The following is a 24,363-nucleotide window of genomic DNA, read 5'->3' as shown; positions in this document are numbered from 1 at the left end:
TACTATCGCCCGTTGGCATGGCAAAAATCAATCGCGCCGGGAACCGTTGAGACCCCGGCGTGTCCCACCGCGGGCATCGTCGGCGAGGGATTCGGCTTGATGCACGCGCCAGAAACGGGAACACTTGTGCCACTTCGGCTCCGGCCTTCGACTATCAGCTGCCTCAGGGCTTCAGGTTGACACTATGCATGCTTTACTAGTCCGCTCGCGGCGACTCCCTGGCAACCCGTCATGCCTCTCTCGGCCGGGGAGGGCGTGAATGGGCACTCGGGAGACCGATCAACAACTCGTCGAGCGCGCCCAGAAGGGGGACACGCGTGCCTTCGACCTGCTGGTGAGGAAGTACCAGCACAAGATCATCGGGCTGATCGGTCGCTATGTGCACGATCATGCCGAGGTCCAGGACGTGGCCCAGGAGGCCTTCATCAAGGCCTACCGGGCGCTGGGCAAGTTCCGCGCCGAGAGTGCCTTCTATACCTGGATGTACCGGATCGCCATCAATACCGCCAAGAACTACCTGGTCTCCAAGGGGCGGCGTCCCCCGGGCAGCGACCTCGACATCGTCGATGCCGAGATCGTCGATCACAGCGGCCGCCTGGCCGACATCGAGTCGCCGGAGGCGGCGATCGCCCGGGACCAGCTCGAGGCCGCCGTCTTCGAGGCGATCGAGAACCTGCCTGACGACCTGCGCACCGCCATCACCCTGCGTGAGCTCGATGGCCTCTCCTACGAGGACATCGCCCAGATCATGCAGTGTCCGGTGGGGACGGTGCGCTCGCGTATCTTTCGTGCCCGGGAGGCGGTGGACCAGCATATCCAGCCGCTGGTGACCACGTCGCGCAACCGTGAGCCGATCCCCGAATGAGCGACTCGATCAAGGTTTTTGACGAATTGCTGAACTGTCCGTCGCTTACGGCGTCAGAAGCAGTGACCGGCCCACCGGGGGTGGGTTCTAACATGTCGGCATCGCCAGGCCGTGGCCTGGATTGCCGATCTTCCAGGCTGTCAATGGACGCAAGGCAGGGCGCCTTGCGAGTGCGAGGGTGTGAAGAATGAGTCAGAACGCACGGGAATCGCTTTCTGCCCTGATGGACAACGAAGGTGATGAGCTCGAGTTGCGCCGGGTGTTGAAGTCGTTGGACGACTCTGCTGACGCTGCCGAGACCTGGCGACGCTACCATCTGATGCGCAGCCTGATGCGACGCGAGCCGGGCGTCGATCTCGCCACCGATCTTTCCGCCGGTATCATGGCGCGACTCCAGGACGAGCAGGCGCCACGCCTCGAGCCCGTAGCGCCGGCGGTTCGCCGCTCGCTGCCGCTTGCCCGCAGTGCCGGTATCGCCGCCGCGGTGTCGCTGATGGTGATCTCCGGGGTGCAGTTCTACCAGGGCGGTGGAGGCGACGAACCCGGCCTGGCGTCCGGCCCGGCCAGTCAATCGGCTCCGGCCTCGCTTGCCACGACCGAGGGAGGCGCCGGCAATTCGGCACGCCCGTCGCTGGTCGACCTGCCGCTGTTCCAGGCGCCCATGGGGGCTTCCGGTGGCGGCCAGGGGCTGATGACCGTCGGCGCGGGGGCCGAGTCCCCCATGTTCATGGCGCCGCCCCCCCGCCAGTCGTTGCGGGCCGACGAGGAGCAGGCGCGCCTGCTGCAATCCTACCTCGATCGCCACGCCGAGGGCTCTTCCTATCGCAGCGGCGACGCCTGGATGCCGCTGCTGCGCGCCTCGGGCGGCGAGACGCTGGGCACTCGCTGATGCCGGGAGTGTGCTGATGCGGACCGGCCTGCTCGTCGTTCGCAAGCGTCAGGTGTGGCGGTTGATGGCGGCTTCGCTGCTTGCCGGGGCCGGTCTGGTGCTGACCGTCGACGCCCCGGCCCTGGCGGCCGATGCCGAGGGCGGCGACCGTTTCGATTGCCGTGAGTTGGCCGAACGGGAAGCCCCGGAAACTGCCCTCGACTGGTTCGAGCGCAGCCTCTGGGCCAGCCACTGCTACGTCTTCCAGGCGCGTGCCGTGCGGATCGGTTATGACGGCATCAGGACCCTGGCCCTTTCCCACCACATCGAGGATGGCATCGAGCGCGAGATGGCCAGTTTCCTCGATGGTCCGCCGCTGGTCTTCGAGCGTCGCGGTCGCATCGGTCGCTTGAGTTGGGCCGAGCCGGGCAGCGAGGTGCCTGCCTCGCCGTCCGGGATCGCCGCTCACCTCGACGGCCTCTATCGCCTGCAACTGGGGGGCGAGGAGCGCATTGCCAGCCGTCGCACCGTGCGCCTGGACATCGACCCCCTCGACAGCTTTCGTTTCGGTCACCGGTTATGGCTCGACACGACCACGGCCCTGCCGCTCAAACAGGTCCTGCTCGACGAGGCGGGGCGGGTTGTCGAGACCTTCCAGTTCACCGAACTCGATCGGCCGCGTCTCCATGAGGGGCATGTGGTCCTCGACCAGTACCGCGAGGCGCCGTCCGATCCCTGGGACATCGGCTGGCTGCCCGAGGGCTTCGTGCCCCAGCCGGTGGACACCCGCAGCTCGCGGCACGCAGACACGGTCGATCACCGGCTCTATAGCGACGGCCTCTCTACCCTCAGTCTGTTCGTCGAGCCCATCGACGGGGCCGATGAACTGCTGGCCCCGGGGATGCACCGCCTCGGCGTCTCCCATGCTGCCGTACGTCATCGCGAGTTGGGTGGGCAGCCCCGGCAGGTGGTGGTGATGGGAGAGCTGCCGCCTCGCGTACTGCTGCGAGTGGCCGATACCCTGGAGTGGCGCGCCGAGGAGGCTGCCGCATCGGCAGAGATTCAAGGCGGCGCTGTCGCCGAGGAGGGGCCATGAGCGCCGGGATGGTCGGCTTCACGGACAACATCCGAGGCTTGGTTTCTCGACATGGCGTCACCATCTTCGTCGACGTGGCGACCCCTGATCATCCACGGCGGCCGGTCGGGCCCGATGCGTCGGCCTGATCCGCCAGTCGCCGATCATCTGAGCATTTCCTCTTGATCATTCGCAGGAGCACTCCATGAAGCGCATGACTCGACATCTTTCCCTGTGGATGCTGCTGGCCGCGACCCTGCTGGCCTGGCAGTCGGCCATGGCCCGGGAGCTACCGGACTTCACCGAACTGGTGGAGCAGGCGGCCCCGGGGGTGGTTAACATCTCCACCACCCGGATGGAGCGGGGCCGTGAGGATCCCTTCGGCGGTTTCGGTGGCCAGGAAATACCGGAGATCTTCCGTCACTTCTTCGGCGATCGCTTCCCGGCGCCGCCGGGCGGCGGTGGCCAGGGCCGCTCCCAGGAGCGCCAGTCACTGGGCTCGGGCTTCATCATCAGCGAGGACGGTTACATCCTGACCAATGCCCATGTGGTTCAGGGGGCCGACGAGATCCTGGTGCGTCTCAACGACCGCCGCGAGCTCGCCGCCGAGCTGATCGGTGCCGATGAGCGCACCGATGTGGCGCTGCTCAGGGTGGATGCCGACGACCTGCCGACCCTGACCCTGGGGGACTCCGATGCCCTGAGGGTCGGTGAGTGGGTGGCCGCGATCGGTTCGCCGTTCGGTTTCGACTCCTCGGTGACGGCGGGCATCATCAGTGCCATCAACCGTACCCTGCCGCGGGATGCCTATGTCCCCTTCATCCAGACCGATGTGGCCATCAATCCGGGCAACTCCGGGGGGCCGTTGTTCAACCTCGACGGCGAAGTAGTGGGTATCAACTCGCAGATCTTTACCCGCAGCGGTGGCTTCATGGGGCTCTCCTTCGCCATTCCCATCAACGTGGCCATGGACGTTGCCGGCCAGTTGCGCGATGACGGACGCGTGAGTCGCGGCTGGCTCGGCGTGATGATCCAGCCGGTCTCCCGTGACCTGGCCGAGTCCTTCGGCATGGACAGCCCCAGTGGCGCGCTGATCGCCGACCTGGATCCGGAGGGGCCTGCGGCCCGTGGCGGCCTCCAGGCCGGCGACGTCATCCTCGAGGTGGATGGCGACGAGGTCGATCGTTCCAGCACCCTGCCGCGACTGATCGGCCGCACCAGCCCAGGCAGCGAGGTGGACCTGGTACTGCTGCGTGACGGTGAGGAGCATCGCCAGACGGTGACCGTGGGCGACTGGCCCGATGCCGAGGGCCGAGACGTGACGCGTGCCGAGGAGGGCGGCCGTCAGTCCCGGCTGGGCCTGGCCGTGAGCGAGCTCGAGGCCGATGAGCTCGAGCGGCTCGGTATCGAGGATGGCGTCAGGGTGCGCGAGCTCGATCCGAGTGGCGCCGCCGCCGCTGCCGGCATCCGCCCGGGGGACGTGCTGGTCAGCATCGACCACCAGGTCGTGGGCAGCGCCGATCGGCTGGTCGAGGTGGTGGAGTCGCTGCCCTCCGATCGCGCCGTGCCGGTGCGTCTCTATCGCGACGGGCGTTCGTTGTTCGTCGCCCTGCGCCTCGCCGATGACTGATACTCCCGCCGGCAGGCTTCCCTGAAACAGCAACCCGACGGCCCGCGCCGTCGGGTTGCTGTTCCTGCCAGGCGCATCCCGCTACAATAGCGCCCATTCTCTTGCCCGCATGCCAGCGTCACGACGCCCGGCCGTGGCCCGACACCAACCAGGCAGAAGCGACTCGATGTCCCAAGACACCCCCTCCGATCAGCTCAAGCATATTCGCAATTTCTCGATCATCGCCCATATCGACCACGGCAAGTCGACCCTGGCCGATCGCCTGATCCAGAACTGCGGTGGCTTGAGCGAGCGCGAGCTCAAGGAGCAGGTGCTCGATTCCATGGACCTCGAGCGCGAGCGCGGCATCACCATCAAGGCCCAGTCGGTGACGCTGGATTACCATGCCCAGGACGGCAACACCTACCAGCTCAACTTCATCGACACCCCGGGGCACGTCGATTTCTCCTACGAGGTATCGCGGTCGCTGTATGCCTGTGAAGGGGCGCTGCTGGTGGTGGATGCCGGCCAGGGCGTCGAGGCGCAGTCGGTGGCCAACTGCTACACCGCCATCGAGCAGGGGCTGGAGGTACTGCCGGTGCTCAACAAGATGGACCTGCCCCAGGCCGACCCCGACAAGGTCTCCCACGAGATCGAGGAGATCATCGGCCTCGATGCCACCGACGCCTGCCAGGTCTCGGCCAAGAGCGGCATGGGCATCGACGCGTTGCTCGAGCGCCTGGTGCGTGACATTCCGCCGCCCAAGGGGGATCCGGACGCGCCCTTGCAGGCGTTGATCATCGACTCCTGGTTCGACAACTACCTGGGGGTGGTGTCGCTGGTCCGGCTGTTCGACGGCACCCTGAAGAAGGGCGAGAAGATCCGCATCAAGTCCACCGGACGGGACTGGCAGGCCAACGAAGTGGGGATCTTCACTCCCCTGCGTCGCGAGACCGGTATCCTGCGGGCCGGAGAGGTGGGCTTCATCGTCGCGGGCATCAAGGAGATCCAGGGGGCGCCGGTGGGTGACACCATCACCCATACGAAGACCCCGGACGTGGAGCGCCTGCCCGGCTTCCAGAAGGTCAAGCCCCAGGTCTATGCCGGCATGTTCCCGGTCAGTGCCGACGACTACGAGGACTTCCGTGACGCCCTGGAGAAGCTGGCGCTCAACGATGCCTCGCTGGAGTACGAGCCGGAGAACTCCGACGCCCTGGGCTTCGGTTTTCGGGTCGGTTTCCTCGGCACCCTGCACATGGAGATCATCCAGGAGCGTCTCGAGCGCGAGTACGACCTGGACCTGCTCACCACCGCGCCCACCGTGGTCTACGAGCTGGCCATGAAGAGCGGCGAGGTGATGTACGTTGCCAACCCCTCCAAGCTGCCGGACATGGCCGACGTGGAGGAGATGCGCGAGCCCATCGTGCGGGCCAGCATCCTGGTGCCCCAGGAGTTCGTCGGCAACGTCATCACCGAATGCGAGCAGCGCCGGGGCACCCAGCGCGACATGCAGTTCCTCGGCAGTCAGATCCAACTGGTCTACGAGTTGCCCATGTCCGAGGTGGTGATGGACTTCTTCGACCGCCTCAAGTCCATCTCCAAGGGCTATGCCTCCCTGGACTACAGCTTCGAGCGCTTCCAGGCGGCCAAGCTGGTGCGTCTCGACGTGCTGATCAACGGCGACAAGGTCGATGCCCTGGCCGTGATCATCCATCGCGATCATGCTCACGGCCGTGGACGGGTGCTGGTCGAGAAGATGAAGGAGTTGATTCCGCGTCAGATGTTCGATGTGGCCATCCAGGCCGCCATCGGCGGTCAGGTGGTGGCCCGCTCCACCGTCAAGGCGCTGCGCAAGAACGTCACGGCCAAGTGTTACGGCGGTGACGTCTCGCGCAAGAAGAAGCTGCTCGAGAAGCAGAAGGCGGGCAAGAAGCGCATGAAGCAGGTTGGCCGGGTCGAGATTCCCCAGGACGCCTTCCTCGCCGTGCTCAAGGTAAATGACTAGGAACGGATGACCGCATGGACTTCTCTCTACTGCTGGTGGTGGCGGTTGCCGTCACCGGCCTGATCTGGCTGCTGGATCTGGTCTGGTGGCGCCCGGCACGACGGCGACGCCTGGTGACCGCCGAGGCGGGTACCACCGAGGGGCTCGACGAGCGTGCCCGCGAGAAGGCGCTCAAGGAGCCGTGGCCGGTCGACTACTCCCGGTCGTTCTTTCCGGTGCTGCTGGTGGTGTTGCTGTTGCGCAGCTTCGTGGTCGAACCCTTCCAGATCCCCTCGGGCTCCATGCGCCCGACCCTGGAGGTGGGGGATTTCATCCTGGTCAACAAGTTCACGTACGGCCTGCGTCTGCCGGTGACCCATACCCGCCTCGTCGAGCTGAACGAGCCCGAGCGCGGTGACGTCATGGTGTTCCGCTTCCCCGACGAGCCCTCGGTGAACTTCATCAAGCGCGTGGTGGGGTTGCCGGGCGACCGGATACGCTACGAAGGCAAGCAGCTTTACGTCAACGGCGAGCCGGTCGCCAAGTTGCTGCTGGACGAGGCGGGGGCCGCGGCCCCCGGCGAGCTGCTGCTCGAGGAGCGCCTGGGCGCGCTGGCTCACCGTATCTACAATAATCCTCGAGACCCGGGGCCGCAGATGCGCGAGCTGGTGGTTCCCGAGGGTCACTACTTCACCATGGGCGACAACCGCGACCACTCCAACGACAGCCGCTACTGGGGCTTCGTGCCGGAAGAGAACATCGTCGGCCGCGCCTTCGCCGTGTGGATGCACTGGGATGGCGGTCTGCCCAGTTTCGGCAGCGTCCGGCGCATCCACTAGGCTTGGTCGACCTGGCCCGGGCACGCTGTTCCCCCGTGCCGGGCGCACCCCGTTTCCCTGAACCTTTCAGCCCCGACATCGATCATTCAGGAGCTTCGTGAGCAACTCCCTCAACGCCTTCAGCCGACGCATCGGCCACTCCTTCGGCGACGCCGCCCTGCTGGAGCTGGCCATGACGCACCGCAGTTTCGGTGGCCAGAACAACGAACGCCTCGAGTTTCTCGGCGATTCGATCGTCAACTTCGTGATCGCCGAGGCGCTCTTCCAGCGCTTTCCGGAGGCCCGTGAGGGGCAGCTGTCGCGGTTGCGCGCCCGGCTGGTCAAGGGCCAGACCCTGGCCGAGCTGGCCCGGGAAATGGGGTTCGGCGAACACCTGCGCCTGGGCTCCGGCGAGATGAAGAGCGGGGGCCACCGCCGCGAGTCGATCCTCGCCGATGCCGTGGAGGCGGTGATCGGCGCCATCTACCTGGACGCCGGCATGGATATCGCCCGTACCAGGGTGCTCTCCTGGTATGCCGAGCGGCTCGAGGCGATCAGCCTGCAGGATACCCAGAAGGACCCCAAGACCCGCCTGCAGGAGTTCCTGCAGTCGCGCCAGTCGCCACTGCCGCGCTACGAGGTGGTCTCGGTGGAGGGCGAGGCCCATGCCCAGACCTTCACCGTCGAGTGTCACATCGAGATGCTCGACGAGCACACCACGGGGACCGGCGCCAGTCGTCGCCATGCCGAGCAGCAGGCCGCCGAGAGGGCCCTGGACCGGCTCGAGCCCAGAGGAGCACGCTCATGACCCAGACCTGTGGCTTCGTGGCCATCGTCGGCCGTCCCAATGTCGGCAAGTCGACGCTGATGAACCGCATCCTCGGCCAGAAGATCTCGATCACCTCGCGGCGTCCCCAGACCACCCGCCATCAGGTGATGGGCATCAAGACCGAGGGCGAGGCGCAGTTCATCTACGTCGACACCCCGGGCATCCATATCATGGCGAAGGATCGCAACAAGGCGATCAATCGCTTCATGAACCAGGCGGCGACCCAGGCCCTGCGCGACGTCGACTGCGTGGTGTTCATCATCGACCGCACACGCTGGTCCGACGAGGACCAGGTGGTGCTGCAGCGCCTCGAGCACGTCGAGGCACCGGTGCTCCTGGCGGTCAACAAGGTCGATCGGCTGCAGGACAAGACCAGCCTGCTGCCCTGGCTCGAGGAGGTCGGTGCCCGGCGCGACTTCGCGGCGATCGTGCCGATCTCGGCGAAGCACGGCACCAACGTGCCGGAGCTGGAGGCCGAGGTGGCCAAGCACCTGCCGGAGGGCATCCACTACTTCCCCGAGGACCAGGTCACCGACAGGAGCCAGCGCTTCCTGGTCGCCGAGCTGGTGCGCGAGAAGGTGATGCGCCAGCTCGGTGACGAGCTGCCCTATCAGATGACCGTGGAGATCGAGGAGTTTCGCGACGAGGGCCGGGTGGTGCACATCAGCGCCCTGATCCTGGTCGAGCGGGCGGGGCAGAAGAAGATCCTGATCGGCGAGAACGGCGAGCGCATCAAGAGCATCGGCCGCGAGGCGCGCCTCGACATGGAGCGTGCGCTCGGTGCCAAGGTGATGCTCAACCTCTGGGTCAAGGTCAAGCGTGGCTGGTCCGACGACGAGCGGGCGCTGAAAAGCCTCGGCTACAACCTGGACTGATGGCTGCGGTGCCCTCCAGGGATGGCGGCGCCTATGGGGTCAGACCCCAGCCGGGTCGCCATCACTGCCCGGGTGCATCTTGCTTGCGGTATCGACACCGCCGGGGTCTGACCCCATAGGGAAACCTCGGCGCTTTCTGCATCGAACCTCACGGAAAGGCCATGCAGCCAGAGCCGGCATTCCTTCTCCATAAGCGTCCCTACCGCGAGACCAGTGCCCTGGTCGAGCTGCTGACGCTCGCGCACGGCCGGGTACGGGCCGTGGCCCAGGGAGTGCAGCGCCCGGGGAGTCGATCACGCTCCCGGTTGCAGCCCTTCGCGCCGCTGCACGTCACCTGGGTCGGCGAGGGTGAGCTCAAGCGGTTGCGCCTGATGGAGAGCCACGGCGCGGCGGCCCTGCTGGTCGGCGAGGGGCTGCTCTGTGGTCTCTATGCCAACGAGCTGCTCACCCGGGTACTGCCAGTGGAGTTTCCGGTGGCCGAGGTATTTGCCTTCTATACCGCCCTGCTCGAGGCGCTGCCACGCCCGGAAGGGCGCGCCGCGGCGCTGCGTCGGCTGGAGCACTCGCTGCTCGAGGCACTGGACGCTGCGCCACGGTTCGCCGAACCCGATGGCCGCGGCCTGGACCCCCAGCGCCGATACCGCTTCGATCGCGCCTCGCGGGCCTTCGTCCCCGGTGAGCCGGGCATCGATGGCCGTACCCTGCGCTTGCTGGCCGCCGGCGACTGGGGCGAGCCGGGACTCGCCGGCCCGGCCAAGGCGTTGACCCGCGCGGCCCTGGCGCCGCTGCTCGGCGTCCGCCCGCTGCGTTCCCGGGCGCTGATGCAGGAGCTTGCCGCGCGACGCCGTAACGGCCCACACTGATACACGCCTCTCATCCCATCCGCTCTGGAGATCCCGCATGCATCCCCCGCGCATCCTGCTCGGCGTCAACATCGATCATATCGCTACCCTGCGCCAGGCGCGGGGCACCCGCTATCCGGATCCGGTTCAGGCCGCGCTGCTGGCCGAGGAGGCGGGCGCCGACGGCATCACCATCCACCTGCGCGAGGACCGTCGCCATATCCAGGAGCGCGACGTGCGCATCCTGGCCGAGGTGCTCAATACCCGCATGAACCTGGAGATGGCGGTCACCGAGGAGATGATCCGTCTCGCCGAGGAGGTGCGGCCGGCGCATGTCTGCCTGGTGCCGGAGAAGCGTGAGGAGCTGACCACCGAAGGCGGGCTCGATGTGGTCGGTGGTTTCGACGCCATCGCCGCGGCCTGCCGGCGGCTCGCCGATGCCGGCTGCGAGGTGTCGCTGTTCATCGACCCCGAGCCCGATCAGATAGACGCGGCCCAGCGGGCCGGTGCGCCGGTGATCGAGCTGCACACCGGGGCCTATGCCGAGGCGTCGGGGGAGCGCGCCCGCCGCGAGCATGCCCGGCTCTCCGCGGCAGCCGAAATGGCCGGCGAACTGGGGCTGGTCGTCAACGCCGGCCACGGCCTGCACTACCACAATGTCGAGCCCATCGCGGCGATTCCCGGCATCCACGAGCTCAACATCGGCCATGCCATCATCGCCCGGGCCCTGTTCGTTGGCCTCAAGGAAGCGGTGGTCGAGATGAAGCGACTGGCGGTCGCCGGTCAGGAGGCCGGCCTGCTGGCGGCCATCGACGACCATGATCACGAGCACGATGCGGCGGGTGGCTGCTGCCGATGATCATCGGCGTCGGTACCGATATCGCGCGTATCGGTCGCTTCGAGACGGCCATGGCCCGTCATGGCTCGCGCTTCGCCCTGCGCCTGCTGGGCGAGGAGGAGCTGGAGCGATTCCATGGCCACGGCCTGCCGGCGGCCTTCCTGGCCAAGCGCTTCGCCGCCAAGGAAGCCTTCGTCAAGGCGTTGGGCACCGGATTGCGGCGCGGCATGCGCTGGACCGAGATCCAGGTGGTCAACGATGCCCTGGGGCGCCCGTCACTGGTGCTGAGCGGCAAGGCCCATGAACTGGCCGGGGTCGCCGGTGTGCGCTCCATTCACTTGTCGTTGACCGACGAGGCGGAACTGGCAGTGGCCTTCGTGGTGCTCGAGGGTTGATTCGCCTGCCAGTCACGCAGTCCCGCCATGGCGGCGAAGAGATCGTCGAGCAGCGGGGTAACGCCCTCCCGCCCCCGTGAGCGAAGGCGTGTCTCCAGGGTCTCGGCGAGCAGGGCCAGGCGTGGCGCTCCGCAGTAGCGGCAGGCGCCGTTGAGGGCGTGGATGGCGTCGAGCAGTGCCTCGTCGTCCCGGCGTTCCAGCGCCTCGCGAATCTCCCGCTCGCTTTCCTGGAGCGAGCCCGACAGGCGTGCCAGCAGCTCCCGGGCCAGGGACTCGCGTCCGCCGGCGAGGCGGGTGCCGAGGTCCAGGTCGACCACCGCCAGCTCGCCATCGTCTGACGCCCGCGCGGGAGGGGTGGCATCGCCCTCCGGGAGCGGCAGGGCGGGCAGGTCCAGATGCTGCTGAAGCAGCTCCGCCAGGCCCTGGGGGGCCAGCGGCTTGATCAGGACGTCATCGAGGCCATTGGCCAGCAGGCGCTGGCGTTCGTTCTCCAGCACATGGGCGGTGACCGCGATGATGGGCAGGTGGTTCCAGGCCCCCTGTAGCCGACGCAGCGCCCGGGTGGTCTCGACGCCGTCCATGCCCGGCATGCGGATATCCATCAATACCATGGCGTAGCACCGTTCCTGGGCCATGGCCAGGGCCTCTTCGCCGCTCGCCGCCAGCTCCACCTCGATCCCCGGACGCTGGATCAGTTCCCGCAGCAGCACGCGATTGGACTCGGTGTCATCCACCACCAACAGGCGCAACGGCCCCGTCTCGCCCTCGGCCTCGGCACCGGGGCGAGTGGGTGACAGGTCGCCGCCGAGCTGGCGTTGCACCGCCTCCACCAGGGCGACCCGGGAGAGCGGCTTGCTCAACACCTCGCCGCCCCGTGGGGGAACCAGCAGCGGCAGGTCCAGGGGGCTGGTGTTGGCCAGCAGCAGGGCGGGGCAGGCGATGGTGTCGAGCCGGCGCTGCCAGGTCGCGAGACCCGCGGCATCGAGGGCCTGGTGGGGGATACCCGCCATCAGCAGCGCAGGCGAGCACGCGCGGTCCGGCGACTGCCCGGCGTCGATCACCCGGGCCCCCCAGCGGGTGAGCAGGTGATGCAGCGCCCGGCGGGTGGCGGGATGCGGCTCGTCGAGCAGTACCGTCTCGCCGGAGAGCTGCAGTTCCGGGGGGCGCTCGCGGCTCTCGTCGCCTTCCAGCGGCAGGGTGAAGGCGAAGGTCGAGCCCTCGCCGGGTTCGCTCTCCACGCCGATCTCGCCGCCCATCTGTTCCACCAACTGACGGCAGATGGTCAATCCCAGGCCGGTGCCGCCGAACTCCCGTGAGTGGCTGGGGTCGGCCTGGCGGAAGGCCTGGAAGAGTCGCTTACGACTCTCGGGGGAGAGGCCGATGCCAGTATCGCTGACGCAGACCCGCAGGGTCACCCGGCCGGGCTCGGCCTGTTCCACCATCACCCGTACGATTACCTCGCCCCGCTCGGTGAACTTGATGGCGTTATTGACCAGATTGGTCAACACCTGCCGGATGCGCAGCGGATCGCCGCTCAGGGTGGCGGGGACGTCGTCGTAGACCAGTCCGATCAGTTGCAGGTCCTTCTGATGGGCCTGGGGCGCCTGCAGGGCAAGGACCTCGTCCACCAGCATCACCATGTCCAGCGGTACGTGCTCGAGTTCGAGCCGGCCGGCCTCGATCTTCGAGAAGTCGAGCACGTCGTTGACCAGCATCAGCAGGTTGTCGCAGGCGCGATGGACGTGATCGAGCCACTCGCGCTGGCGCGGCTCGAGCCGCGAGCGCCCGAGCAGGCGGCAGAAGCCGATGATGCCGTTGAGCGGCGTGCGGATCTCGTGGCTCATGTTGGCGAGAAACTCCGACTTGATGCGGCTCGCCTCGAGTGCCCGGCGATGGGCCATGTCGAGCTCGATGTTCTGGACCTCGATGGTCTCCATCGACTCCTGCAGCTCGGCGGTGGTCTGTTCGATCTGGCGTTGGACCTCATCCCGGGCGCGGTCCAGGTGATCGGACAGGGCATTGACGCGACCGGCCAGCCCGGCCAGCTCGGGGGGGGAGGCGCAGGTGAGAGGCGGCGGGTTGTCGCCGTTGGCCAGCCGCTCCAGGGCCCGATCGGCGGCCTGGACCGGGGCGATCAGGCGGCGGCTGGTGATATAGGCGATCAGCCACAGCAGCAACCCGGTCACCAGCAGGCCCAGCCCGGCACTGGCCAGGCGCCGGTAGTGGTTCAGCACCAGGGGCATGGCATCGATGTCGAGTTCCAGCCAGGTCGGAGTAGGGCGATCCGCCGCTCCCGCGGAGAGTGGAGCCTGCAGGCGCCACAGGCTACCGTCGGTATCCAGGTGGACTCCCCCCGCGTCGGCGGGCAGCGGGGCCGCGCGCAGCCGTCCGAGCTCGAGCCGTGGCGTTCCCGTGGCGTCCCGGATGCCCACCGCCCGGATCTCCTCCAGGTCGAGCAGGCGCCCGGCCACCGCTTCGAGTGCCGGGTGGTCCTCCTCGGCCAGGGCGGCATTCAGCTCCGGAGCGAGCAGGTCGACGGCGGTGGCGAGACGCTCGTGCAGGACCTGCCGGCGATGCTCGGACTCCAGGTGGAGGGCGATTCCGGTGAGACCGGAAAGGAGCAGCAGCGGCAGGCCCAGCAGCAGCACGAACAGTCGGTTCTTGAGCGACATCGGCGGGCTCTTCGGTATTGATTTCAGGACAGTATGACACAGGGAGCGAGGATGCCTGTCCACTCCGGGATGGCCCGGATATAATGCCGAAAAGACGTTTCCACAAGGAAGGTTGCATGCATTTCCCTACCATCGAGGATGTCGTCGGTCATACGCCGCTGGTCCGCCTCAAGCGCATCACCGCCGGACGCAACAATACCCTGCTGGCCAAGCTCGAGGGCAACAACCCGGCCGGCTCGGTAAAGGACCGTCCAGCGCTCTCCATGCTCGAGCAGGCCGAGGCGCGCGGCGAGATCGCCCCGGGTGACACCCTCGTCGAAGCCACGTCCGGCAATACCGGTATTGCGCTCGCCATGGCCGCCGCGATCAAGGGCTACCGGATGGTGCTGATCATGCCCGAGAGCGCCTCCAGTGAACGCAAGCAGGCCATGGCGGCGTTCGGCGCGACGCTGATCTCCGTCAGCAAGGAGGGGGGGATGGAGGAGGCCCGCGACCTCGCCGAGGCCATGATCGCCCGCGGCGATGGCAAGCCGCTGAACCAGTTCGCCAACCCCGACAACCCCCTGGCCCACTATCGCGGTACGGGGCCGGAGCTCTGGGAGCAGACCGACGGTGCCATCACCCACTTCGTCAGTTCCATGGGGACCACCGGCACCATCATGGGCGTATCGAAGTACCTCAAGGAGCAGAACCCCGAGGTGCAGATCGTCGGCCTGCAGCCCGAGGATGGCGCCAGCATCGCCGGCATCCGCCGCTGGCCCCAGGCGTACCTGCCGAGCATCTTCGATGCCAGCCGGGTCGACCGGGTGCTGGATATCGGGCAGTACGAGGCCGAGGAGCACATGCGGCGCCTGGCCCGCGAGGAGGGCATCCTCGCCGGGGTCTCCTCTGGCGGTGCCCTGGCCGGTGCCCTGCGGGTGGCTGCCGAGGTCGAGAATGCCGTGATCGTGTTCATCGTCTGCGACCGGGGAGATCGCTACCTCTCCACCGGTCTCTTCGCTCCGGAGCTCTGAGGTGGCGAGACTGGGCAAGCGGCGCCCGGCACGGATGCGCTCCGGCGTTTCCGGGCTGCAGGGGCGCCAGTCAGCGCCGGCGTCGCCCCGCGTGGACGGCGACGGGCCGGTGACCATCGAGCGGCTGGCCCATGATGGCCGCGGGGTGGCGCATACGGCGGCCGGCAAGACCCTGTTCGTCGACGGGGCGCTGCCCGGCGAGCGGCTCGAGGTGGCCGTGCATCGTGCCCGCAAGCGCTTCGACGAGGGCCATGTGCGCGAGCTCGTCACCCCCTCGCCGCAGCGGGTCACGCCGCCCTGCGCGCACTTCGGCCGCTGCGGCGGCTGCGATCTCCAGCACCTGGCCCTCGACGCCCAGCGGCACCACAAGGTCGCGGTGCTGCTCGAGCTGCTCGCCCGTCAGGGCATCGAGCCGCCGCTGGCACCGCAGCTGCTCGCCGGGGCGGGCGAGGGCTACCGTCGCCGCGCACGCCTGGGCGTCAAGGTCGATGCCGAAGGGGGCGTGCATCTCGGCTTTCGCGCCCGCCATAGTCACCGCCTGGTGGACATCACCGACTGCACCATTCTGGTGCCGTCGCTGAGCGCCCTGCTGACCCCGTTGCACGCTCTGGTGGCAAGCCTCGAGGCGCCGCGCCAGGCTGGCCACCTGGAGTTGCTGGAGAGCGACCAGGGGGTGGTGCTGGTGCTGCGCCAGCTGCGTGAGCACGACGCCGACCGGGGCCGCTGGCTGGCCTTCGCCGAACGCCATGGCCTGCACCTGGCTCGGCTGCTGGGACGCGAGACGCCCCGGCTCGAGTGGCTGACACCGGCGCCGGCGCTGAGCTGCCGGGTGCCCGGCCCCGGCGAGGCGCTCACCCTGGGCTTCGCCCCGGGCGATTTCCTGCAAGCCAACGCCGAGGTCAACCGGCAGCTGATCCAGACCGCCCTGGCCTGGCTCGGTGATGTCGAGGGGCTGGCACTCCTGGATCTCTTCGCCGGGGTGGGCAACTTCAGCCTGCCGCTGGCCGCAGCCGGTGCCCGGGTCACCGCCGTGGAGGGCAGTCCCGCGATGGTCGAGCGGCTGGCCGGAAATGCCCGACGCAACGATCTCGAGGTGCTCACTCGCCAGACCGACCTGGGCCGGGCCGGGGGCGTCGCCGAGCTGTTGACCCGGGACCCGCCGGGGGTGGTGGTGCTGGACCCGCCCCGCGACGGGGCGGAGGCCGTCTGCCGGACGCTCGTCGAGCATCCGGTGCCTCGCCTGCTCTACGTCTCCTGCGATCCGGCGACGCTGGCACGGGATGCGGCACGGCTCGTGCATGGAGGTTACCGGCCCAGCCGCCTCGCGGTGGCCGACATGTTTGCCCACACCTCACACCTGGAATCCATGCTGCTGTTCGAGCACCCGCGGACAGGGCGGCAGCCGCTAGGAGCCACACCCGATGGTTAAAGTCCGTGAAGACCAGCCGCTGAGTGACACCGGGCGGGTCGATATCGATCAGTGGATCGAGCGCCTGCAGGAAGACGTCAAGCTGCGTGATGCGGCGGAGATGCGCGAGGCCTGCCAGCTCGCCCAGACGCTGGAGAGGGAGTCCGACCGCCCTCACCGCACCTGGCTGGTCGATGGCTCGAGCTTTCGCATGGGGCTGGAGATGGCCGATATCCTCGGCGAGCTGCGGCTCGACCAGGCCGCCCTGGAAGCGGCGGTGCTCTACCGCGCCGTGCGCGAGGGGTTGATCGAGCTCGAGGCGGTCGGCAAGCGCTTCGGCGAGGAGGTCGCCGCGCTGATCGGTGGCGTATTGCAGATGGCGGCCATCAGTACCTCGCAGCTGCCCAGCCACGGCATGAGCCAGCATGATCAGCAGGACAACCTGCGCAAGATGCTGGTCACCATGATCGACGACGTGCGCGTCGCCCTGATCAAGATCGCCGAGCGCACCTGTGCGCTGCGTCAGGTCAAGGATGCCCCTCGGGAGAAGTGCCAACGGGTCGCCCGGGAAGTGTTCGACATCTATGCCCCCCTGGCTCATCGCCTCGGCATCGGCCAGCTCAAGTGGGAGCTCGAGGACCTCTCCTTCCGCTACCTGCACGAGGACGACTACAAGGCCATCGCCCGGCAGTTGGCCGAGAAGCGCCTCGATCGCGACCGTTACATCCACGACGTGGTGGAGACCCTCAAGGGGATGCTCGATGCCCAGGGCATCGCGCGCTACGACGTCGACGGACGGGCGAAGCACATCTATTCGATCTGGCGCAAGATGAAGCGCAAGCGCATCGACTTTTCCCAGGTCCACGACATCCGCGCGGTACGCATCCTGGTGCCCGAGGTGGCCGACTGCTACACCGTGCTCGGCCTGGTGCATTCGCGCTGGCACCACGTGCCCAACGAGTTCGACGACTACATCGCCAACCCCAAGAAGAACGGCTACCAGTCGCTGCACACCGCGGTGATGGGGCCCGAGAACAAGGTGCTGGAGATCCAGATCCGTACCTTCGCCATGCACGACGAGGCCGAGCTGGGCGTCTGCGCCCACTGGCGCTACAAGGGGCACGATACCGGGGGCAAGAGTTCGAGCTACGAGGAGAAGATCGCCTGGCTGCGCCAGGTGCTCGAGTGGCAGGAGGAGGTCGGCGACTTCGGCGACATCCGCGAAGGCCTCTCCAGCGACGTCGCGCCGGATCGCATCTACGTCTTCACGCCGGACGGCCACGTCATCGACCTGCCACGCATCGCCACGCCCATCGACTTCGCCTATCGGGTGCACACCGAAGTGGGCCATCGCTGCCGCGGGGCCAAGGTCAACGGGCGCATCGTGCCGCTCACCTACAAGCTCAAGACCGGCCAGCAGGTGGAGATCCTCACCGCCAGCAAGGGGGGGCCGAGCCGCGACTGGCTCAACCCCAGCCTCGGTTATGTCCGCACCTCCCGGGCGCGGGCCAAGATCCAGGCCTGGTTCAAGCACCAGGCCCGCGACCAGAACCTCGAGGAGGGGCGGGCACTCTTCGACCGCGAGATGAAACGGCTCGACGTCGAGGGCATGGACCTCGAGACCCTGGCCCGCAAGGTCAACTACACGACCCCGGACGACATGTACGCGGCGCTCGGTGCCGGGGACCTGCGCATCGGCCAGGTGTTGCACCAGGCCCAGCAGCTGTTCGGCGAGAGCGACGATCAGGAGCAGCTCGACCGGTTGCTGGCCAAGCCGCGCAAGGCCGCCGGCAAGGGGGCCGGCAGCGACATCACGGTGCTCGGCGTCGGTAACCTCAAGACCAGCATGGCCAACTGCTGCCATCCCGTGCCGGGCGAGTCGATCGTCGGCTTCATCACCCAGGGCCGCGGCGTCACCGTGCACCGTCAGGACTGCCCCAATATCCTGCAACTGCGCATGGACGAGCCCCAGCGCATCATCGAGGTGGAGTGGGGCGAGCGGGCCCGGACCCAGTACCCGGTGGACATCGAGATCCAGGCCTGGGACCGTTCCGGCCTGCTGCGCGATGTGACCGGCGTGCTCAGCAACGACAAGGTCAACGTGCTCTCGGTCAACACCCTGACCGACACCGACGACGGCATCGCCCGCATGGCGATCACCGTCGAGGTCGATGGCCTCGAGACCCTGGGGCGGCTCTTCTCGCGCATCCAGCAACTGCCCAACGTCATCGAGGTGCGGCGGCTGCGCAGCGGTGGCAAGCAGGGCAAGCGCAGGGGGAGGTCCGCATGAGCGAGCCACGTTACGCCCTCGACGACCTGCTGACGCTGATGGCGGTGCTGCGCGACCCCGATGACGGCTGCCCCTGGGACCTCGAGCAGGATTGGGGCTCCATCGTGCCCCATACCCTGGAGGAGGCCTACGAGGTGGCCGATGTCATCGAGCGGTGCGCCTTCGACGAGTTGCCCGCCGAGCTCGGCGACCTGCTGTTCCAGGTGGTCTACTACGCGCAGTTCGCTGCCGAGGAAGGGCGCTTCGATTTCCACGACGTGGTGCACACGCTGACCGCCAAGATGCTGCGCCGCCACCCTCATGTGTTTCCCGACGGCACCCTGGCCTCGCGCCGCCCGCCCGGTGTCACCGCCGAGCAGGTCGAGACCCGCCAGGTCAGCTCGCGCTGGGAGTCGCTCAAGGCCGAGGAGCGCGCCGCGCGTGCCGCCGCCGACGGCGACGCGGCCGCGGTGCGAGACAGCGCCGAGGCTTCGGTATTGGATGATATTCCGCGTACCCTCCCGGCGCTGTCCCGGGCCGCCAAGCTCTCCAGGCGTGCCGCTCGGGTCGGCTTCGACTGGCCCGATGCCCGCGGGGTGCTGGCCAAGATCCGCGAGGAGCTCGACGAGGTCGAGCAGGCGCTGGCCGAGGGTGACCGCGATCACGCCGCCGAGGAGGTGGGTGATCTGCTGTTCGCGGTGATCAACCTGGCTCGCACCCTCAAGGCCGACCCCGAGCAGTGCCTGCGCGCCACCAATGCCAAGTTCGAGCGCCGCTTCCGCCATGTGGAAACCGCCCTGGCCGCCGAGGGGGTGGCGCTGCCCGAGGCCGGCCTCGAGGCCATGGAGCGCCACTGGCAGGCGGCCAAGGGGGGCGAGGCCTCGGCCGAGCCCACCCGCGGTCCTGTTCCAGCCCATTGCAATGACAACCCCGGAGATCGCCGGTCATGAGCTACGACCTGCACGAATCGCTGCGTGACAATGTTCGTATCCTGGGCGACAGCCTGGGCCGTACCATCGCCGATGACCTCGGCACCGGGTTCGTCGACAAGATCGAGACCATCCGCGGTTTCGCCAAGCGCGGTCGCCAGGGCGACCAGCAGAGCCGTCGCGAGCTGATCGAGTACCTGCGCCGACTGCCCGATCGCGACCTGCTGCCGGTGACCCGGGCCTTCAACCAGTTTCTCAACCTGGCCAATATCGCCGAGCAGCATTACCGGGCGCGTTTCCGCCGTGTCGAGGACTACAAGCCGGGTTCCCAGCCGGTGCTCTCCGAGCTGCTCGAGCGCGCCCGCCGGTCAGGCCACTCGCCGCGCAAGCTGGTCGAGAGCCTCGCCGGCATGCGTGTCGAGCTGGTGCTCACCGCCCACCCCACCGAGGTCATCCGGCGCACCCTGATCCAGAAGTACGACGCCATCGACGACTGCCTCACCGCCATCGAGTCCTCCACCGACTACCTGGAGCGTGGCGTGCGGGCGGAGGGGCGACTCGAGGAACTGATCAGCCAGGCCTGGCACACCGACGAGATTCGCCACGAGCGGCCGACCCCGGTGGACGAGGCCAAGTGGGGCTTCGCGGTGATCGAGAACTCACTGTGGCAGGCGGTGCCGGATTTCCACCGCGATCTCGACAACCTGCTGCTCGAGACCGCCGGCGAGCGGCTGCCGCTCGATGCGGCGCCGATCCGTTTCGCCTCCTGGATGGGCGGCGACCGCGATGGCAACCCCAATGTCACCGCCCGGGTCACGCGGGAGGTGCTGCTGCTGGGCCGCTGGATGGCCGCGGACCTCTACCTGCGCGATCTCGAGCAGCTCAAGGCCGAACTCTCCATGTGGAAGGCCAACAGTGCGCTCAAGGCCGAGGTGGGCGATGTGGCGGAGCCGTACCGGGAGCTGCTCAAGCGCCTGGTGAGCCGCATCGAGGCAACGCGCGACTGGGCCAAGGCCGAGCTCGACGGGCGCAGTTTCGAGGGCGGCCCAATCATCGAGAATCGTGACCAGCTCTACGCGCCGCTGCTGACCTGCTACCGCTCGCTGTGCGACGTGGGACTCGACACCATCGCCAACGGGGTGCTGCTCGACACCCTGCGGCGGGTCGCCGTGTTCGGCGTCACCCTGACCAAGCTCGACCTTCGCCAGGAGGCGAGTCGGCATGCCCAGGTAATGGAGGAGCTCACCGACTGCCTGGGCCTCGGCCGCTATCGGGAGTGGAGCGAGCAGCAGCGCCAGGAGTTCCTGCTCGAGGAGCTCGCTTCCCGTCGGCCACTGATTCCCCGACGCTGGGACTGTTCCACCGAGTCCCGGGAGGTGATCGACACCTTCCGGATCGTGGCCGCCGAGCAGCCCGAGGCGTTGGGCACCTACATCATCTCCATGGCGGCCCAGCCGTCGGACGTGCTCACCGTGGCGTTGCTGATGAAGGAGGTGGGTGGCGACGTGCGCCTGCCCATCGCGCCGCTGTTCGAGACCCTCGACGACCTCAATCATGCCGGCGAGGTGATCGACCGGCTGTTGGCGCTGCCCGGTTATCGGGGGCTGGTCGGCGACGGCCAGGAGGTGATGATCGGCTACTCGGACTCCGCCAAGGATGCCGGCCAGCTGGCGGCGGCCTGGGCCCAGTATCGCGCCCAGGAGACCCTGGTGGAGGTGTGTCGCCGCCACGGCGTCGACCTGACGCTGTTCCATGGCCGGGGGGGCACCGTGGGGCGCGGTGGCGGCCCGGCCCATGCGGCGATCCTCTCCCAGCCGCCCGGCTCGGTGAACGGCAGTCTGAGGGTGACCGAGCAGGGCGAGATGATTCGCTTCAAGTTCGGCCAGCCGGACATCGCCCTGCGCTCCATGGAGATCTATGCCTGTGCGGTGCTCGAGGCGACCCTGCTGCCGCCGCCGGCCCCGCGTCCCGAGTGGCGCGAGGAGATGGATCGGCTGGCCGCGGTCGCCCATGGCGCCTACGTGGGGGTGGTGCGCGAGGATCCCGATTTCGTGCCCTACTTCCGTGCGGTGACGCCGGAGGGGGCCCTCGGGCGGTTACCGCTCGGCTCGCGGCCCACCAAGCGGCGCCAGGACGGTGGGGTGGAGACCCTGCGGGCGATTCCCTGGATCTTCGCCTGGACCCAGACCCGGCTGATGTTGCCGGCCTGGCTGGGCAGCGGCGAGGCGTTCGCCCGACGCCTGGAGGACGAGGGAGGGCTCGAGGTACTGCGGGAGATGCGCGACCAGTGGCCCTTCTTCGGCACCTACCTGGACATGCTCGAGATGCTGCTGGCCAAGGCCGACGTGGGCATCGCCGCCTACTACGAGAATCGCCTGGTCGACGAGCCCTCGCTCAAGGCGCTGGGCGAGAAGCTGCGCAACCGCTTCACCCGGCTGCACGAGGTGCTGCTCCAGGTCCTCGACCAGCAGGAGCTGCTCGAGAATACGCCGTTGATTCGCCAGGCCATCGAGGTGCGCAACCCCTACATCGATCCCCTCCATGGCCTGCAGGCCGAGCTGCTGCAGCGCAACCGGGATGCCGACGGGGCGATCAGCGCGGACCTGTCACGGGCGCTGATGGTGACCATGGCCGGGATCGCCGCCGGGCTGCGCAATACCGGCTGAGGCCGGTGCTTTCGCGGTGTTCGAAGCGCAGCGCCCCGGCCAGTGGCCGGGGCGCTGCGCTGTCGGCCGACTGGCCGTCAGGAGGGCTGCTTGACCGTACGCAGGTAGGGTTTCAGGGTGGTGAAGCCTTCCGGGTACTTCCTGCGGGCCTCCTCGTCGCTGACCGACGGTGGGATGATGAGGTCTTCGCCCGGCCGCCAGTTCACCGGGGTGGCCAGGGTGTGCTTGGCCGTCAGCTGCACGGAATCCAGCAGGCGCAGCACCTCGTTGAAGTCCCGCCCGGTGGTCATCGGGTAGACGAGCATCGCCTTGACCTTCTTGTCGGGTCCGATGACGAACACCGAGCGCACGGTGGCATTGTCGGCGGGCGTGCGTCCCTCGGCCGTGCCTTCGAGCTCGGCCGGCAGCATGTCGTAGAGCTTGGCGACCTCCAGCGTTTCGTCGCCGATCATCGGGTAGTTGGGCGCCGCCCCCTGGGTCTCCTCGATGTCCTTCGACCAGGCGGTGTGGTTGTCGACCGGGTCCACCGACAGGCCGATGATCCTGGTATTGCGCTTGTCGAATTCGGGCTTCAGCTTCGCCATGTAGCCGAGCTCGGTGGTACAGACCGGGGTGAAGTCCTTGGGGTGGGAGAAGAGAATGCACCAGCTGTCGCCGATCCATTCGTGGAAGTTCAGGGTGCCTTGGGTGGTCTGGGCGGTGAAGTCCGGCGCGGTATCACCAATTCTGAGGCTCATCGTCGTGGCTCCCGGTGCGGGTGGATGATGTCGTGTGGCAAGGATCCCGTCCGGCGGGATCGCCTGTCCGGCTGATTGAATATAGAGCATGCACCCAGAAGCCGCCCCCGGGTCAAGGGTCGGGGCGACCGAGGTGGTCGGGGACCTAGAAGGGGTAGTGGAGCGAGGCGGTGATCAGGTTGAGATGTGCCATGCTCGGCGCGTCGATCTCCTCGAACTCCAGCCGGCTGACCAGGCGGTTGAGCTGCAGACGGGCACCGAAGCCCTGCACGCGGGCGGTACCGGCGGTGGCCATGGCGAAGGGGTCGGGTCGATTGATCGGGTCGCCCTCCCATTCGGCGAAGCCCGACTTGGCATAGAGACCCAGGTGCCCGAGGCGAACGCCGGCGACGAGGCTGCCACCGAGGCTGGTGGTGTTGAGGATCATCGGCTGGTCGCCGAAACGGGCCGGCACCTCGTCGCTCTCGCGGTAGGTGAATTCGGCGCCGAGATCGAGTCGGGGCAGGGCCAGCGGCGAGAAGCCGGCGGTGAGGCGGAATCCCGAGGTATAGCCGTCCGGCGACTCGAGATCACGTCCTTCGAGCACCATCCCGTTGTCGAGGTACATCAGGTCGGTGGCCTTGCCGGCATAGGAAGGGGTGCCGACATCCGCCAGCAGCGGTGACGAGAAGAGGGTCAGACTGGTTGCCAGGGCAATGGCAAGTGGGAAACCCGGTTTCATGATCCCCGACCCTGAGCGCGAGGCTCCTAGAGTCCGCTTGCTCGTTACGAGTAGTGTCAACAGGTTAGCAGGGTCGTTCCGGACCTGCCAGGCGCTGGTTCAACGTGGGCCGTCGGGGATCGCCCGAACGAGTTCGACCAGTCGTGGGGCCTCGATACCATGACGTCTCGCCGCCGCCAGCAGCGGGCCGAGGATCGCCTCGCGCTCGGTGGGTCGGCCGGCCAGTACGTCCTGCAGCATCGAGGCACGGTTGGCGGCGGTGCCCGCCACCACCTGCCAGACCAGGACGCGCCAGCCGGCGGCACCGGCGCCGTCGGGCGGGGCGATGCCCTCGGCGGCCATGATCGCCGCAACCTCCTCGATGACTGCCTCGACCATGGGCCGGAAGGGCCGGTCGCGCAACTGGCCGTTGCGGATGCGAAAGCGTGCCACCAGCGGGTTGATGGCGGCGTTCACGGCGAGTTTTCGCCACAGGCGGATGCGGATGTCGGGTACCGCCTCGGTGGTCAAGCCGGCCGCCGCGAGGGTGGTGGCCAGCGAGCGAGCCAGCGGGAGGTGGTGATTGGCCAGATCGCCGAGGAAGGTGACTCCATGGCCGGCATGCACCACGCGGTCATCGCCGGCGAGCCAGGCCCCCTCGGTGGTGGTGGCACACAGTACCGGGCCGTCGTGGCGCTCGTTCAGCCGCGGCTGACAGTCGAAGCCGTTCTGCCACAGCACCAGCGGCGTCCCCGGGGCGAGCCGCGGAGCGATGGCCGCATGGGCGGCATCGGCGGCGTAGGCCTTGGTGGCCAGGTGCACGACGTCGGCGGTGAGCGATGGCAGCCGGTCCAGGAGGAGTGTCGGCACGGACCGCGTGAGCACCTCCCCCTCCGGTGTGATCAGCGTCTGCGCGACGGGCAGCGGGCGCCGGCCGACCAGCGTCACCCGGCCATTCTTCGCCAGGCTCA

At 68.0% G+C, this 24,363-nt stretch carries 21 protein-coding genes; 17 read left to right on the top strand and 4 right to left on the bottom strand.

All coding sequences use genetic code 11. From position 1 onward, the window contains the following. Nucleotides 1-259 precede the first annotated feature (259 nt). The 12 genes from rpoE to acpS all read left to right on the top strand — a co-directional run bounded on the left by rpoE (nucleotide 260) and on the right by acpS (nucleotide 10,998). On the top strand, nucleotides 260-865 hold the full coding sequence (rpoE, locus tag C1H66_RS02400) for an RNA polymerase sigma factor RpoE (RefSeq protein ID WP_102626320.1): 606 nt from the start codon (nucleotides 260-262) through the stop codon (nucleotides 863-865). 187 nt (nucleotides 866-1,052) lie between these two features. Next, complete coding sequence (locus C1H66_RS02395) at nucleotides 1,053-1,754, top strand: sigma-E factor negative regulatory protein (protein WP_102626319.1); 702 nt, start codon at nucleotides 1,053-1,055, stop codon at nucleotides 1,752-1,754. A gap of 16 nt (nucleotides 1,755-1,770) precedes the next feature. Beyond that, complete coding sequence (locus tag C1H66_RS02390; RefSeq protein WP_240618190.1) at nucleotides 1,771-2,829, top strand: MucB/RseB C-terminal domain-containing protein; 1,059 nt, start codon at nucleotides 1,771-1,773, stop codon at nucleotides 2,827-2,829. Further along, a complete protein-coding gene (locus tag C1H66_RS23355) occupies nucleotides 2,826-2,957 on the top strand; it encodes a hypothetical protein (protein ID WP_276308818.1) in 132 nt (43 codons plus the stop codon). The genes C1H66_RS02390 and C1H66_RS23355 overlap by 4 nt, the downstream gene beginning before the upstream one ends. Nucleotides 2,958-3,013: 56 nt before the next feature. Then, complete coding sequence (locus C1H66_RS02385; protein WP_102626318.1) at nucleotides 3,014-4,438, top strand: DegQ family serine endoprotease; 1,425 nt, start codon at nucleotides 3,014-3,016, stop codon at nucleotides 4,436-4,438. Nucleotides 4,439-4,604: 166 nt separating this feature from the next. Beyond that, nucleotides 4,605-6,422: a translation elongation factor 4 gene (lepA, locus tag C1H66_RS02380; RefSeq protein ID WP_102626317.1), complete on the top strand. Its 1,818-nt coding sequence runs from the start codon at nucleotides 4,605-4,607 to the stop codon at nucleotides 6,420-6,422. Between the two features lie 14 nt (nucleotides 6,423-6,436). Next, a complete protein-coding gene (gene lepB, locus C1H66_RS02375; protein WP_102626316.1) occupies nucleotides 6,437-7,240 on the top strand; it encodes a signal peptidase I in 804 nt (267 codons plus the stop codon). A 97-nt stretch (nucleotides 7,241-7,337) separates the two neighbouring features. Further along, a complete protein-coding gene (rnc, locus tag C1H66_RS02370) occupies nucleotides 7,338-8,027 on the top strand; it encodes a ribonuclease III (protein ID WP_102626315.1) in 690 nt (229 codons plus the stop codon). Beyond that, nucleotides 8,024-8,923, top strand: coding sequence for a GTPase Era (gene era, locus C1H66_RS02365; protein WP_102626314.1), 900 nt, complete (start codon nucleotides 8,024-8,026; stop codon nucleotides 8,921-8,923). The genes rnc and era overlap by 4 nt, the downstream gene beginning before the upstream one ends. 161 nt (nucleotides 8,924-9,084) lie before the next feature. After that, the gene (recO, locus tag C1H66_RS02360; RefSeq protein WP_102626313.1) at nucleotides 9,085-9,786 is read left to right on the top strand and encodes a DNA repair protein RecO; all 702 of its coding nucleotides are present in this window, start codon (nucleotides 9,085-9,087) and stop codon (nucleotides 9,784-9,786) included. A 37-nt stretch (nucleotides 9,787-9,823) separates the two neighbouring features. Beyond that, complete coding sequence (gene pdxJ, locus C1H66_RS02355; RefSeq protein ID WP_102626312.1) at nucleotides 9,824-10,624, top strand: pyridoxine 5'-phosphate synthase; 801 nt, start codon at nucleotides 9,824-9,826, stop codon at nucleotides 10,622-10,624. Then, nucleotides 10,621-10,998, top strand: a complete 378-nt coding sequence (gene acpS, locus C1H66_RS02350; RefSeq protein WP_102626311.1) for a holo-ACP synthase — start codon at nucleotides 10,621-10,623, stop codon at nucleotides 10,996-10,998. Before pdxJ ends, acpS begins: the two co-directional genes overlap by 4 nt. On the opposite strand, the gene C1H66_RS02345 is transcribed toward acpS, so the two are convergent. Next, nucleotides 10,938-13,670: an ATP-binding protein gene (locus C1H66_RS02345; RefSeq protein WP_102626310.1), complete on the bottom strand. Its 2,733-nt coding sequence runs from the start codon at nucleotides 13,668-13,670 to the stop codon at nucleotides 10,938-10,940. The two genes, acpS and C1H66_RS02345, sit on opposite strands and share 61 nt — an antisense overlap. A gap of 116 nt (nucleotides 13,671-13,786) precedes the next feature. Here C1H66_RS02345 and cysM point away from each other — a divergent pair, with 116 nt between their 5' ends. The 5 genes from cysM to ppc are packed head-to-tail and all read left to right on the top strand — an operon-like array spanning nucleotide 13,787 to nucleotide 21,955. Then, the gene (gene cysM / locus C1H66_RS02340; RefSeq protein WP_102626309.1) at nucleotides 13,787-14,683 is read left to right on the top strand and encodes a cysteine synthase CysM; all 897 of its coding nucleotides are present in this window, start codon (nucleotides 13,787-13,789) and stop codon (nucleotides 14,681-14,683) included. 1 nt (nucleotide 14,684) lies between these two features. Further along, complete coding sequence (locus tag C1H66_RS02335) at nucleotides 14,685-16,112, top strand: TRAM domain-containing protein (protein WP_102626308.1); 1,428 nt, start codon at nucleotides 14,685-14,687, stop codon at nucleotides 16,110-16,112. Next, nucleotides 16,105-18,381: a GTP diphosphokinase gene (gene relA / locus C1H66_RS02330; protein ID WP_102626307.1), complete on the top strand. Its 2,277-nt coding sequence runs from the start codon at nucleotides 16,105-16,107 to the stop codon at nucleotides 18,379-18,381. Before C1H66_RS02335 ends, relA begins: the two co-directional genes overlap by 8 nt. Next, the gene (gene mazG, locus C1H66_RS02325; RefSeq protein WP_102626306.1) at nucleotides 18,378-19,310 is read left to right on the top strand and encodes a nucleoside triphosphate pyrophosphohydrolase; all 933 of its coding nucleotides are present in this window, start codon (nucleotides 18,378-18,380) and stop codon (nucleotides 19,308-19,310) included. The genes relA and mazG overlap by 4 nt, the downstream gene beginning before the upstream one ends. Next, the gene (ppc, locus tag C1H66_RS02320) at nucleotides 19,307-21,955 is read left to right on the top strand and encodes a phosphoenolpyruvate carboxylase (RefSeq protein ID WP_102626305.1); all 2,649 of its coding nucleotides are present in this window, start codon (nucleotides 19,307-19,309) and stop codon (nucleotides 21,953-21,955) included. Before mazG ends, ppc begins: the two co-directional genes overlap by 4 nt. Nucleotides 21,956-22,032: 77 nt before the next feature. Here the strand turns inward: ppc and C1H66_RS02315 are convergent, their stop codons facing one another. The 3 genes from C1H66_RS02315 to C1H66_RS02305 all read right to left on the bottom strand — a co-directional run. Next, complete coding sequence (locus tag C1H66_RS02315) at nucleotides 22,033-22,692, bottom strand: peroxiredoxin (protein ID WP_102626304.1); 660 nt, start codon at nucleotides 22,690-22,692, stop codon at nucleotides 22,033-22,035. Between the two features lie 145 nt (nucleotides 22,693-22,837). Continuing rightward, nucleotides 22,838-23,413: a hypothetical protein gene (locus C1H66_RS02310; RefSeq protein WP_102626303.1), complete on the bottom strand. Its 576-nt coding sequence runs from the start codon at nucleotides 23,411-23,413 to the stop codon at nucleotides 22,838-22,840. Between the two features lie 99 nt (nucleotides 23,414-23,512). Then, a partial coding sequence (locus C1H66_RS02305; RefSeq protein ID WP_102626302.1) for a 2-dehydropantoate 2-reductase occupies nucleotides 23,513-24,363 on the bottom strand: 851 nt, incomplete at its 5' end.

Source organism: Halomonas heilongjiangensis (assembly GCF_002879645.1).
GTDB lineage: Bacteria > Pseudomonadota > Gammaproteobacteria > Pseudomonadales > Halomonadaceae > Halomonas > Halomonas heilongjiangensis.
Note: the sequence above shows the minus strand (reverse complement) of the source record. Positions and strands in the feature narration are given on the sequence as shown.